The 14,296-nt window shown below is 52.3% G+C and carries 8 protein-coding genes; all 8 read left to right on the forward strand.

All coding sequences use genetic code 11. The features are described 5' to 3' along the window. Positions 1 to 3: 3 nt before the first annotated feature. Complete coding sequence (locus tag FPL14_RS26345) at positions 4 to 1,680, forward strand: extracellular solute-binding protein (protein WP_182300508.1); 1,677 nt, start codon at positions 4 to 6, stop codon at positions 1,678 to 1,680. Between the two features lie 225 nt (positions 1,681 to 1,905). Beyond that, positions 1,906 to 2,868, forward strand: a complete 963-nt coding sequence (locus FPL14_RS26350; protein WP_182300509.1) for an ABC transporter permease — start codon at positions 1,906 to 1,908, stop codon at positions 2,866 to 2,868. Positions 2,869 to 2,881: 13 nt separating this feature from the next. Continuing rightward, positions 2,882 to 3,778, forward strand: coding sequence for a carbohydrate ABC transporter permease (locus tag FPL14_RS26355; RefSeq protein WP_182300510.1), 897 nt, complete (start codon positions 2,882 to 2,884; stop codon positions 3,776 to 3,778). Between the two features lie 116 nt (positions 3,779 to 3,894). Next, the gene (locus FPL14_RS26360) at positions 3,895 to 5,727 is read left to right on the forward strand and encodes a type 2 periplasmic-binding domain-containing protein (RefSeq protein WP_182300511.1); all 1,833 of its coding nucleotides are present in this window, start codon (positions 3,895 to 3,897) and stop codon (positions 5,725 to 5,727) included. A 159-nt stretch (positions 5,728 to 5,886) separates the two neighbouring features. Then, the gene (locus tag FPL14_RS26365) at positions 5,887 to 7,647 is read left to right on the forward strand and encodes a histidine kinase (RefSeq protein WP_182300512.1); all 1,761 of its coding nucleotides are present in this window, start codon (positions 5,887 to 5,889) and stop codon (positions 7,645 to 7,647) included. Continuing rightward, positions 7,640 to 9,049, forward strand: coding sequence for a response regulator transcription factor (locus tag FPL14_RS26370; protein WP_182300513.1), 1,410 nt, complete (start codon positions 7,640 to 7,642; stop codon positions 9,047 to 9,049). The genes FPL14_RS26365 and FPL14_RS26370 overlap by 8 nt, the downstream gene beginning before the upstream one ends. Next, positions 9,046 to 10,761, forward strand: coding sequence for an extracellular solute-binding protein (locus FPL14_RS26375; RefSeq protein ID WP_182300514.1), 1,716 nt, complete (start codon positions 9,046 to 9,048; stop codon positions 10,759 to 10,761). The genes FPL14_RS26370 and FPL14_RS26375 overlap by 4 nt, the downstream gene beginning before the upstream one ends. Positions 10,762 to 10,910: 149 nt before the next feature. Next, on the forward strand, positions 10,911 to 14,276 hold the full coding sequence (locus FPL14_RS26380) for a X2-like carbohydrate binding domain-containing protein (protein WP_407644683.1): 3,366 nt from the start codon (positions 10,911 to 10,913) through the stop codon (positions 14,274 to 14,276). Positions 14,277 to 14,296: the final 20 nt, after the last annotated feature.

Below are 14,296 nucleotides of genomic sequence, written 5' to 3' on the forward strand. Positions count from 1 at the left end.
GTCATGAAGAGAGAGAGAGTAACGGTCTGGCGAAGGCAGCTGGCATCGCTCGGCGCTTGCTCGTTGCTCGTTGCCATCGCGGCGGGCTGCACCGGTTCGTCCGCTTCGAAGGAGCCGAATTCCGTCGAAGGCGACGCGTTCTCGCCGTTCGAATCGCCCGTCACGATGGGGATCGCGTATTCCTATTCGGACATTTCGCTCCCGGAGGGCGAATTTACGGACGATCATTTTTTGACCCGTTACTTGGAGAAGAAAACCGGCATCAATATTAAATACGAATGGGAAGCCAGCGGGGAAGAGCAGTATAACAGCAAGCTCGATCTGGCGATTCGGAGCAACGACTTGCCGGACGTGTTCATCGCGAACCGGGAACAGTTCCGGGTGCTCGTTCAGCGGGATATGATCGTGGATTTGAAGCCTTATTACGAGCAGTATACTTCGGATCTGGTTAAGTCCATCTACGATGCGACGGAAGGAAAGGCGCTGAAGGAGGCCTCCGTCGAGGGCAAGCTATTCGGAATGCCGAACGTAGCCATCGAAGCCGATTCTCCCACTTACGTATGGGTCAGGCAGGATTGGCTGGATAAGCTGAAGCTTCCCGCTCCGCGTTCGCTGGACGATCTTGAGCGGATTTCCAAAGCTTTTATCGAAGAAGATCCCGACGGCAACGGAAAACCGGACACGATCGGCATTCCCGTCAATAATACGCTTATCTATGGAGAGAAGACGGGCGTTCACGGCCTGAATTCGGTATTCTCGGCCTACCACGCTTTTCCGAAATCATGGATTCGGGACGAACAAGGCCACATCGTATACGGTTCGATCCGCCCCGAGGCGAAGGCGGCGCTGGAGCGTATCGCGAAATGGTATCGAGAAGGGGTTATCGATAACGAGTTCGTGCTGCGCAAGGATATCGTCGATATCGTAGAACTGAACAGGATCGGCATCGTATTCGCGCCATGGTGGGCGACTTACTGGCCTTTGTCTAGCGCAGTGGCTAAGGATACGAAAGCGGAATGGAGAGTATTCGCGGCACCCGTGGACAGCAACGGCGTGTTTATGACGAACAGCTCGCCGACAACGGACCGATACTTGGTCGTTCGCAAAGGCTATGCCCATCCGGAAGCGGCGCTGAAAATGCTGAACGTGCTAACCCGGCTCGAGCGCAACCAGGAACCGAACAAGGCCGAGGCGCAGAAGCTACGGGCGACCGCGGTGCAGTTGGGCGTGCAGCTTCGCAACTATTATCCGTTCGATTTGCTGCTCGATTACCCGGATGCCATCGAGAAGCGTTACGATCTGCTCATCCAAGCTAAGAACGGCGACATTGATTCGGAAACGCTGGACCCCGAGACAAGATCGATTTACGAGGATATGTTGTTGGAGAACAAAGCGCCGCTGAAAAATATGGAAGCTTGGAGCACCTCCCAAGCGTATTTGCTCGGAGGGGCTGTCAGCAAACAGCACAAAGTCGTGAAGACGAGCCTGTTCTATGGCGTAACCCCGACGATGGAGAAGAAATGGACAGCGCTTCAGAAATTGGAGCACGAAACCTACTTGAAGATCATCACGGGTGAGCTGCCGATCGAGGCGTTCGACGCGTTCGTCAGCAATTGGCGAAATCAAGGCGGAAGCTTAATTACGTCGGAAGTCGCCGGTCTTGTAGACGGTAACGAATAGATAGAAATGATGAGAGCTTGCTTACGTCTTCCGGGGCGTTAAGCAGGCTTTTTTCGTTTTTTAAAAGCAAGGGAGCGAAAACGGTACGATGAGGTACGAAATTCGTTCGATTTTTCCCGACGAACGTCTGCCAGCGAAGAGCTTCTTTCGCTCTCTTGTTGTCGGATTGGCGGATTACAATGAAAGCGCAAACAAGATTTCAAAGACAGGCAGGGGACGCAGACGATGAACAACACATCTTCCGACACTTTCTATGCGAAGGGTTACGGCGCCGGAACGAAGAAACGGGGATTGCCCAATAAGTACAAGCTGTTCCTGATGGCGTTTCCGTTTCTGGTCATGACCTTTATTTTCTTCTATTTGCCCATAACCGGTTGGATATACGCCTTTTACGATTTTACGCCCGGCATTCCGTTATCCGATACGCCTTATGTCGGGTTGAAATGGTTCAAGTCGATCGCCCAAAACCCGACGCAGGTCGACGAGGTGTTGCGCGTCATGAAGAATACGGTAGCGATGAGCACGCTCGGCATCGTAACCTCCGTTTTTCCCGTCGCATTCGCGATTCTCTTATCGGAAATCCGTACGCCATGGTTCCGCAAGCTCGTACAAACGCTCACGACGATTCCGAATTTTATTAGCTGGATTCTCGTATTCGCGCTTGCCTTCGCTTTGTTTTCCGTAGATAACGGGATCGTGAATACGGTACTCGTCAAGCTTGGCGTCATCGACACGGGCATTAATTTCCTGGCAACGAACTCGAACATTTGGTTAACGATGATCGCATGGTACTGGTGGAAGTCTCTCGGCTGGGGAGCGATCCTGTATTTGGCCGCCATTGCCGGTATCGATCAAGAGCTGTACGAAGCCGCCGACGTGGACGGGGCGAGCCGATTCCGGAAAATATGGCACATTACGGTGCCAGGCATTATCCCCACGTTCTTCGTCCTTCTGATCCTGTCGATCGGCAACTTCATCAACAACGGCGTCGAGCAATATTTCGCCTTTCAGAATCCGATGAACAAGGACACGATCGAGGTGCTCGACCTGTACGTGTACAATATCGCGTTCGCCAACAATTTCCCGTTCGCTACCGCAGTCAGCATGCTCAAATCGATAGTAAGCGTCGTGCTGCTGTTCATAGCTAACAGCATGTCTAAGATTGTACGCGGGGAATCGATCATATAGCGGAGGGATTTATATGCGAAGCAAAAAAATGAAAAAAAGCGATATCGCTTTTCAGACGGTTAACTATCTCTTCTTCGGTTTATTTACGATAGCTTGCATTTTCCCTTTTTATTACTTGTTCATCAACACGATCAGCTCCAACGATCTGAGTTCTGCCGGTTATGTTACGTTTTACCCCAGGGAAGTGCATTTCAACAATTACTTGAACGTCTTGAAGATCGACGGTCTGGCGGAAGCGGCGTTTGTCTCCATTTATCGAACGGTAGTAGGCACTTTGCTAACGGTAGCGGCATCCGCTTTTCTCGGATATTTGTTCACGAAGCAGGACATGTGGCTCCGCAAAATCTGGTACAGAATGATCATCATCACGATGTACTTCAGCGCCGGGCTCATTCCCTGGTACATTACGATGCACAATCTCGGCTTGACGAACAACTATTTGGCTTACATTCTGCCTACGGTTATTACCCCCTTTAATATCATTCTGGTCAAAACGTTCGTAGAGGCGCTTCCTCCGTCTTTGGAGGAATCGGCTGCGCTCGACGGGGCAGGTTATACGAGAATTTTCGCGAGTATCGTCGTTCCGTTGATTACGCCCATACTGGCCACGATTACGATATTCTCCGCGGTGACTCAGTGGAATTCGTTCATCGATACCGCGTTTCTGATGACGGATACGAAATATTACACGCTGCAGTTCTTGCTCTGGCGATACTTGAACGAATCGACCTCCTTGGCCGCGCTTATTCGGAACTCCCAGGATATGGCCGCCAGCATGCAGCATATGCAGACGCCGGGCTCCGTGAGGATGACGGTGACGATGATCGTCGTGTTGCCGATTCTCATTATTTATCCGTTCTTCCAGCGCTTCTTCGTAAAGGGCATTCTGATCGGCGCGGTCAAAGGCTAGGGAAAACGTAGCCTTCGCTAGCCGTAACAGCGGTTTTATACGCGGAATATCGGGTTTACACCCTTACCGGGGGTTGAACTAATATCAGGTTCTAAATAAAGGGAGGCACTTCCGAAATGAAACTAAAAAGAACGCTGATTCTCATGCTGTCGGTCGCGATCGTTGTCGTCATGGCCGCGTGCAGCAAAGGTAACGACAATCCGAAGGCTTCGGAATCTTCGAGCCAGGCTCCCGCTTCGAGCTCGTCCCAGGCCGAACCGTCGGCATCCGATAGTCCGTCGGACTCGGGCCTTGATCATTCGGAGACGCTAAAGCTGTCGGTTTTCTCGACGACGGCGAACTACGCCGGTCCGCAGATCGGATGGTTCGCGAAAGCGATCAAAGACAAATTCAACATCGAACTGGACATCGTTGCTTCCAACCTTACTGGAGGAGATACGAAAATCGCGGCGATGATGGCATCCGGCGATCTCGGCGATATCATCGTTTGGGGCGACGACAAAAACAATTACCCGAACGCGATCAAAGGCGGCTTGCTGCTAGATATGGCGAAGGACGGGCTTCTCGATACGTACGGTAAAGATATCGTAGGTAAATATCCTAAAGCGATCGAGAAGGCAAAAATCGCTTTCGGCGGCGGGAATGCCGTATACGGTATCGGCAACAACGTAGCCAGCAACCCGAGCGGTCCTTCCGAAGGGAAAGACATGACATGGGGACCCGACTTGCGTTGGGACTTGTACCAGCAAGCAGGAGCGCCGGAAATCAACACACCGTCGGATTATCTTCCCGTTCTGAAGAAGATGCAGGAGCTTGAACCCAAAAACGCCCAAGGCAAGAAGACTTACGCGTTCTCGCTATGGTCGGACTGGGACGGCAACTATAAAATGACGCTCGCCAAGCAGTTCGCGAATATGTACGGCTATGACGAAATCGTAGATACGGCGCTTTACACGAAAGCGGACGAGGAGAAGTACTATGACTTCCTGTCCGAAGAAAGCTGGTACATGAAATCCCTTAAACTCTACTTCGATGCCAATCAGATGGGCTTGCTCGATCCGGATTCCATGACTCAGAAGTTCGACGATGTCGTCGCCAAGTACAAAGACGGCCGCTTGCTCTTCTCCTGGTTCCCGTGGTTAGGCGCAGCGAATTATAACACAGAGGAAAATAAAGCGGCAGGCAAAGGCTTCGCGACTGTCCCGTTCAAGGAAGAGGTCATGTATTCCACCGGATTTAACGTATACGGCGGCAACGGAATCATTTCCATCGGCGCCAAAGCGAAAGATCCTAAACGCATCATGGAATTCATCAACTGGATGTATACGCCGGAAGGCGCGATGTTGTCCGCGGGCAGCGGTACGGCCGTACCGAACGGTCCTAAAGGATTGACGTGGGATATCGGCACGGACGGCAAACCGTTCGTAACGGATTTCGGAGTTCAAGCGTACTCGGATCAGCAAAACACTAAAATTCCTGAAGAATTCGGCGGCGGCGATTTCTACTACGGCGCTAACCAAATGAACTTCTCCTTCGTCGTGCCTGCCGAGGTGAACCCGGAAACGAACGAACCGTACGACCATAACTTGTGGGAAACGTGGCTCAAACGGAATCCTAGCAAGCTGGAAAGCAGCTGGCGCGAGAAGTACGGGGTGCTGACGCCTAAGGAATATTTCGTCAAGAACAACAAAATCGCGGTCGCGCCGCAAGGCTTCACGGGCAGGGAACCGCTCGTCATGGACAAAACGCTGGAACAGAAAAACAAATTGATCGGTACCGTAATTCAGCAATTCTCTTGGAAAATGGTATTCGCGAAAAACGAAGAACAATTCAACAGCCTCAAGCAGGAGATGCTCGACAAGGTAAACGGCTTAGGCTATAAAGAAGTGATAGATTTCTCCGTCAAGAAGGCAGAAGAATTGTACGAAGCGCGCAAAAGCGTGAAATAAGACGGTTGAATCAAAGACATCAAGCGTTCTGGCAGAGGGAGCTGACCCTCTGCCAGATTGCCTTTGCCTTTGCTTGCCGCCATTCATTCCAGTACGCGTATGGTATAATATCTGAAAACAATTCGGTACTAAATCATGACAGCATACGAGAGAAAGAGGATGGCCGGGATGCTCGGACAGCTTGGTTGGCGCAAGCATTTTGCCGCTCGTTCATTAAGAAAAAGGTTGGTCGTCTTTTTGATGATCGGCTGTTTGTTGCCTCTAGTATTGGTAGGCATCCTCACCTATTCTTCCATTTATTCCATACTTACGGGCAAAATTCAAAGCGGCATTAGCGCCAGTCTGCAACAAGAGGCCGCAAGCCTCGAAAATACGATCAACAACCTGGATTTCGCTTCGAAGCAATTCGCGCTAGACGGCGAGATCGTCGATGAGCTCGCCGATTATTTGCAAGAGAAGCAAATCTATCGCAAATCGCAAATTATGGCCTCCATATACGAGAAGATCAATCTCGTTACCTTTACTAACCCTTACTTGGGTTTAACCGCGTACGTCGCTCCGGGCGAAGAAGAACAAATTCTGTTCACGAATCTCAACATGGCGAAACAATTCGATACGGACCAACTGCCTATGTTCATGAAATATAGCGGCGCCGAGTATTTCGGGCCTCATAGAACGTTATATCGGGATAGCACCAATATCGTTTTTTCCGTGCAGAGGATCGTCAAGTCGACGAGCGAGCAGCCGGTATACGTCTATTTGGAGACGAACTATAACCGGTTCCGCCAACTATTAAACCAGAAATCGTACGGTATGGACGTGATTCATCTTCTGGTCAACGAACAAGGACAACTCACTTACATGGAGAACCGCGACGTTCCGAGCGGAATCGAGAAACTGGATTGGGGCAACGGATCGTCCAATCATAAAGAATATAAGGGATATCACCTGTTTCGTTATGATAGCCCTCAAGGATGGCAGCTGATCGCGGCGGTCAAGAAGTCGAGTTTCAATAGCGAGATTTATTCATGGCTCTTGAAAATGATCGTTTTGGCGGTATCTACGTTTCTATTCGCCGGTTTGCTTGCTTATTTCATATGGAGGCAGGTGTACAGGCCCCTCCGCAAAGTAAACGTGGAAATCGTGCGCATGGCGGAAAATCGCACGACGCCGGTCTCGTTCACGAACGTGGAGGAGTTCGATCTGGTTCTTAACAATTTTCAGATGATGAAAACCCAAGTGAACGATCTGATCGATGCCGTCGCGCATAACGAGAAGCAGAAAGGGCAATTCGAGATCGAGAAGCTGCTTAGCCAGATCAACCCTCATTTTCTTCACAATACGTTGAATACCGTCCAATGGCTGGCTCGTCTGAACGGCCAGAAGGAAATCGATAAATTAGTCACTCTGCTCGTGAAGGTATTGCATTACAATCTGGGAAAACAAAGCTTGATCGTCACGATAGGCGAAGAAATCGAAGCGCTTAACCACTATATGGAGCTTCAGAGAATTCGGTATGATTACGAGTTCGAGTTCAACGTCGACGTTGACGAAGACACGATATCCGTTGCCGTTCCGAGGTTCCTGCTGCAGCCGATCGTGGAAAACGCCATTTACCACGGAGTAAGCGAAAGAAAAGGACGCGTCGCCATTCAGATTCATTCGGTCTCCGAGGATCGCGTATCCCTGAGCGTGGAAGATAACGGCGCCGGAATGGAACCCGAGACGATCGAGAAGCTGCTGAACGATGATGAAGAATCCAAGCGAAGAGGGCTGGGCATCGGACTTTCCTATGTTAATCGGATGCTGAGAAGGTTTTACGGAGATAACGTTCAGTTTACGATCCAGAGCGAACCGGGGTCCGGCACGAGAGTATCCATCACCATTCCTAAGAAAAGAAAGGAGGAGTTCGATGATTAGGGCGGTTGTCGTCGACGATGAGAAGCTGGTCCGCAAGGGCTTCATTTCCCTGATCGATTGGGCTCGCTTCGGAATCGTGATGGTGGGGGAGGCAGCCGATGGCCGTTCGGCATTGGAACTGCTGGAGCGGACCGAGGTGGACTTGCTCTTCACGGACATTACGATGCCGGTGATGTCGGGCTTCGATCTGATCAAGCAAGTGAGGCAAAAATTCCCGAAGGTCAAATCGGTCGTTCTTACGTGCCACCATGAATTCGATTTCGTGCAAGAAGCGCTCCGCCTCGGCGCGATCGATTATATCGTCAAAACCTTGTTGGAGATGGACAACGCGGACGACGTGGTTATGCGTATCGTCGAACGGTTCGAGTGGGAAGAAGGGAATCGGGCAGCCCTCATGACGGACGTTAATCCGAAGCGATTGTCCGCTCACTCCGCGATCTTGTTCCTGCCGTTATCGCCCGAGCTGGATAACAGCCAATTATTCCAAATGGGCATCGTACGCAGGAATCCTTTGGAGCGGCTGGATCGGATGTGGATGGCTCAGCTCGTTCATCCGCCTACGCTGGAGGAATTGAACCGCGACTTAGGAAGAGAGCTTCTCTCAAGATGGCAAATCGCTATCGTCTCGGGGCTCGATAATCGGCTTATCGAAGAAGTCAGAAGAACGTTGGAAGACAGGTTGCCGCAAACGCTGTTCTACAAGGCTGCCAAGGGGGAGCTGACTCGATTGCGTTACGACGAGCTTGCCTGCGCGGAGCCAAGCGGCCTTAAGCCGGCTGAGGCGTGGATCGATGAGGGGCTGGAGATGAAATGGACGCTCTCTGCGACAAGCTGGGACTCCTTCATAGGCAGGGTACTCAAGCAAATGCCCCTTGCGGAGGAAATATTGCGCTTCGGAGAATCTCTCTGCCGAGATTGGAGCGGGTTGTTAGTAAAGCCGTCCGATGCGACAACGTTGCAAACGGACATGAAAGGCAACTTGAATTGGTCCGATTGGCAAAGTTGGCTGAAGAGGTACTCGGATCTCATCCAGCTGCGAATGATCGAATTGTCGTTGTCCAAGGAAGTGATGCTGTGCCTGATTCGGGCCATCCGCTTCATGAAGGAGCACGCGGGAGAGAAGATTAACCAAGCGGACGTAGCGGGTTACGTCAGCATGAGCCGAGGCTACTTTAGCCAATGCTTCGCCAAATTGGCCGGGGAAACTTTCGGCGAGGTGTTAAGGAACATGCGAATCGACAAAGCGAAAGCAATGCTAGTGGAATCTACCTCCCCGATCTATGAAGTCGCGTCCATGGCAGGATTCGAGGACGATAAATATTTCAGCAAGCTGTTCCGCGAGCGAGTAGGGAAGCTGCCGACGGAATACCGGCTCGACGGCGGGAAAGAGGTCTATCCATGAATGCGAAGACAGGAAAGCACTTGCTAGCGATAGCGGTATTTGCGACGGTTATCGGCCTGCTTGGTTCATGCACGAATGGCAACGGGGAGCTATCCGCGGACGGGAACGAACGGAGAGAAGGCGCGAAATTCGCCATTATTCCGTCGATCGAGGAAGATCCCGCCTACGGTAAATACGCGGAGCCCGTTACCGTTCACATCGGCTTCAAGATTCCGGACGAGAAGAACGTTCTGGGCGAAACGAACGATAACAACCCGGTATCTCGGTACTTCGAGAGCGTCACGAATATTAAAGTGGTGCATTCCTGGGAGTCGAAGAGAGACGATGCGTTTCTGCAGAAGGCGAATATGGCTATCGACAGCAGGGATATCCCGGATGCGATGGTCGTCGATCGGAATCAATTGAGGAAGCTGATCGAAAACGACATGGTTGCCGATCTTACGGAGGTATACGACCAATATGGCTCAAACTTGGTGAAGGCCATGTACGATTCGACCAAGGGGATCGCTCTGCAAGAGGCATCCTTCAATGGAAAACTATACGGCTTGCCCAATGTCGCAATAGAGGCCGATGCTCCTTCCTTGCTGTGGGTTCGGCAGGATTGGATGGAAAAGCTGAAGCTGATGCCTCCGAAAACGCTGGACGATATTGAGCGGATTGCGTTAGCCTTCGTCGAGCGCGACCCCGACGGGGATGGCAAACGGGATACGATCGGTCTTCCCGGAGACAAGAAGGTCGTTCACGGGCAACTCAAAGCGGGCTTAAACGATTTCGATACGTTGTTCAGCGCCTTCCACGCCTATCCGAAAAACTGGGTAAAGGACGGCGAAGGAAAGGTCGTGTACGGTTCGATTACCCCGGAAAACAAGGAAGCATTGGCAAAGATCGCGGATTGGTACAAAAGAGGAGTTATCGATAACGAGTTCGTCTTGTACAGGGAAGCGCAGCAACCGATCGTCGACAATAAGGCGGGGATGTTCTTCGGGCCATGGTGGGCGCCTTATTGGCCGCTCGCCGAAGCGGTTTCCAACGATACGAAAGCGGAATGGCGCGCCTATGCGGCACCGGTTGATTCGGAAGGGAAATTCATTACGCATATGTCGCCGACGACAGACCGATATTTGGTCGTACGCAAAGGTTATGAGCACCCGGAAGCCGTCGTGAAGCTGCTTAACGTCTTCACCCGTTTGGAAAGAAGGCAAGATCCGAATGCGGCGGAAGTTCGCAAACTGGATGAGTTCTCCGCGCAGACCGGCGTTCAACTTCGCAGTTATTATCCGTTCGATCTGCTGCTCGATTACGCGGACGCGATAACTCAGCGGTACGTCAATGTCCAGAAGGCGCTGCGAGGGGAGATCGATCCGAAATCCCTGGATCCCGATACGAAGCTGGTGTACGAGCAATCGGTAGCGGAAAAAGAAAATCCGCGGAAAAACATGGACGGCTGGAAATCGGCCACTGCGCACGAATATGGCGGAGGCTTGCTGTACACGACGGACATGGTTCAGGTGCGAGGGATATTCTATGGCACGACCGTGACGATGGAGTCGAAGTGGGCGGAACTGCAAAAGCTGGAAAACGAAACTTTCCTGAAAATTATCGTAGGGGATCTGCCGGTAAGTTACTTTGATGAATTCGTTAAGCAATGGAAAAATTCGGGAGGCGATCGAATAACGGCGGAAGTTGCGCAGATCGTGAACGGCAATTCATGAATTCAACCTATGGAAAGGGGGTGAGCATAATGGGCTGGTGAAAACGCGTCCGTAGCGACAACAAGAATCGACTCGCTGCAGAGCTTTTCTCCTTACGTGTTTGTATGCGGATACAATCATTCTTTGAAACCTGAATAGGAGGAGTTATGATGTCCGGAAGGTTGATTCGTACGGCTTATGCATGCATTTTATCCTTTTCTTTGGTGGGCAGTTCTCTCATCGGATTGCCATCGAAGGCCGCGGCGGCGGGGACCGAGGCTTATCATTGGGCCAACGTTGCCACGGGTGCCGGGGGCGGTTTCGTACCGGGTATTATTTATAACGAGACCCAGCCCAACCTGATTTACGCTCGAACCGATATCGGGGGGGCTTACCGTTGGAATCAGGCGACGGGCAGTTGGGTGTCCATCTCGGATTCGGTAGGTTGGGTGGATTGGAATAAGAACGGCGTGGACGCGCTGGCAACCGATCCGGTTGACCCTAACAAAGTGTATATGGCAACCGGAACGTATACGAATCATTGGGACACGAACGGCCAGATCATGCGCTCCAGCGACCAAGGAGCGACCTGGCAATCGACACCGCTGCCGTTCAAGGTAGGAGGAAATATGCCCGGTCGGTCAATGGGAGAACGTCTCGTCATCGATCCGAACAAGAACAGCATTCTTTTCTTCGGCGCGCGCAATGGGAACGGGTTATGGAAAAGCATCGATTCCGGGGTCACTTGGAATAAGGTGACCAGCTTCACGAACACCGGAACTTATATACAAGATCCTACGAACGATTACGCGAACGGAATCGTCGGCTTGGCTTGGATCACGTTCGATAAATCGACGGGGACGGCGGGCAATGCGACGCAGACGATCTATGTCGGCGTAGCGGATTTAGGCAACAGTGTCTTTCGCAGTACGGACGGCGGAGCGACTTGGTCGGCCGTTCCCGGTCAACCGACGGGATTTTTGCCGCATCATGGAGTGCTATCCTCTACCGGAAAACTCTATATTTCTTATAGCGACGGGGTCGGACCATATGATGGGGCCAAAGGGGATGTATGGAAGCTGGATACGGCTACGGGGGTCTGGACGAAAATCAGTCCGTATCCCAGCACCAGCGCCGATAATTACTTCGGTTACGGAGGATTGGCCGTGGACGCCCAGCACCCGGATACGGTCATGGTCGCCACTCTGAATTCTTGGTGGCCGGACGCGAACATCTACCGCAGCACCGACGGAGGGGCAACCTGGTCGGGGATATGGGAATGGAACGGCTATCCGAATCGGAACTTGAAATACGCTCAGGATATTAGCGCGGCGCCATGGCTCAACTCGGGAGGCGTAGACAATCCCCCGGTTCCTGCACTGAAGCTGGGCTGGATGATCGGGGACTTGGAGATAGATCCGTTTAACTCCAACCGGATGATGTACGGAACGGGAGCGACGATCTACGGAACGAATAATCTTACGGACTGGGGAACGAGCAGCAAGGTGAACATTTCCGTCATGGCCAAAGGGGTCGAAGAGATGGCGGTGCTTGGTTTGATCAGTCCGCCGTCCGGTGCGCACTTGCTTAGCGCGGTAGGCGACGTTACGGGGTTCCGGCATAATGACCTCACGCAGCCGCCGGCTACGGCTTTCACCAGTCCGACTTATGCGACGACTTACGGAATCGATTTCGCGCAATCGAATCCGAGCCAAATCGTGCGGGTCGGCATGGCGGATTATACGGCCGACCCATCGGCGAAGTCGGTCGGCATTTCCAACGACGGAGGATCTACGTGGTATAAAGCGAATGCCGAGCCGCCGGCCACCAAAGGAGGCGGAACGGTGGCTGTCGCGGCAAATGGCAGTTCCTACGTATGGAGCACATCCGATGTAGGCGTGTATTATTCCAAGACCAACGGCAATTCCTGGACGGCAAGCACGGGGGTTCCTGCCAAAGCGGTCGTCGCGTCGGACCGCGTGAACCCGAACAAGTTTTATGCCGTTTTCGAAGGGAAGTTCTACTTGAGCACGGACGGAGGCGTATCTTTCGCCCAGACGACCGCAACCGGATTGCCCACGAATGTCGTTCCGGCTTTGTTGCCGAACGAGGCTTCGATCAGCTTTAAGGCGGTACCGGGTATCGAAGGCGATATTTGGTTCGCGGGAGGCAACAGCTCGGAGGGCAAGTACGGCTTATGGCATTCCACCGATTCCGGCGCAAGCTTCACGAAGCTGGCCAACGTGCAGGAAGCCGATCTGATCGGATACGGCATGGCGGCTCCCGGCCAAACCTATGTGGCATTGTACACCGTTGCTAAGATCGATGGCGTGCGAGGCGTTTTTCGTTCGGATGACGCAGGTGCCGCTTGGGTGAGAATTAACGATGACCAGCATCAATACGCACGGATCAATATGGCGATTACCGGCGATCCACGAATCTACGGACGAGTGTACTTAGGTTCGAACGGCAGGGGGATTTTGTACGGGGATCCCGTGAGCGTAACCAACAACTCTTCCATTACGCCGACTAGCGCTACCTTCGATAAGAAGACGGCTAATCAAGCGGACGTCACGGTAACGCTGACGCTTAACGGGAATTCGCTGAGCTCGATCAAGAACGGGGCTGCGACTCTCGCGGCGGGAACGGATTATACGGTATCGGGCAACGCGGTTACCGTCAAAAAAGCTTATTTGGCTGCCCAGCCAGTAGGGACGGCAAGCTTGCAGTTCGACTTCAGCGCAGGCATCGATCCAGTGCTGCAGGTTAATGTCGTAGATACGACTAGCGTAGCTAACTCCGCCATAACGCCGACAAGCGCAACCTTCGATAAGAAAACGGCTAACCAAGCGGACGTTCCCGTAACGCTGACGCTTAACGGGAATACGCTGAGCGCGGTCAAGAACGGGGCTGCGACTCTCGCGCCGGGAACGGACTATACGGTGTCGGGCAACGCGGTTACCGTCAAGAAAGCTTATTTGGCTGCCCAGCCGATAGGGACGACAAGCTTGCAGTTCGACTTCAGCGCCGGCATCGATCCGGTCTTGGCGATAGGTATCGTAGATACGACGACAGTCACTCCGGGTACGGTTAAAGTGCAAATGTACAACGGTTCGTTGAATTCTTCGCTTAATACGATTAATCCGAGATTCAAGCTTGTAAATACAGGGACTTCCGCGGTGGCTCTATCTAACGTGAAGATAAGATACTACTACACGATCGATGGGGAAAAAGCGCAGAGCTTCTTCTGCGACTGGTCTCAGGTAGGCAGCGGTAACGTTACCGGTACTTTCGTCAAGCTGGCGACCGCCAAGACGGGAGCGGATTATTACGTGGAGATAGGTTTCGCCAGCGGCGCGGGAAGTCTTGCCGCAGGTCAGAGCATAGACATCCAAACTCGGTTCGCTAAAAACGATTGGACAAACTATACTCAGACAGGCGACTACTCCTTCGATGCTACGGATACGAATTACGTAGACTGGAGCAAAACGCCGGCTTACGTCTCGGGAACCTTGCAATGGGGCATTGAGCCTTAATCGATTAAGGCCCGGGAAAA

Source organism: Cohnella cholangitidis (assembly GCF_014107495.1).
GTDB classification, from domain to species: domain Bacteria; phylum Bacillota; class Bacilli; order Paenibacillales; family Paenibacillaceae; genus Cohnella; species Cohnella cholangitidis.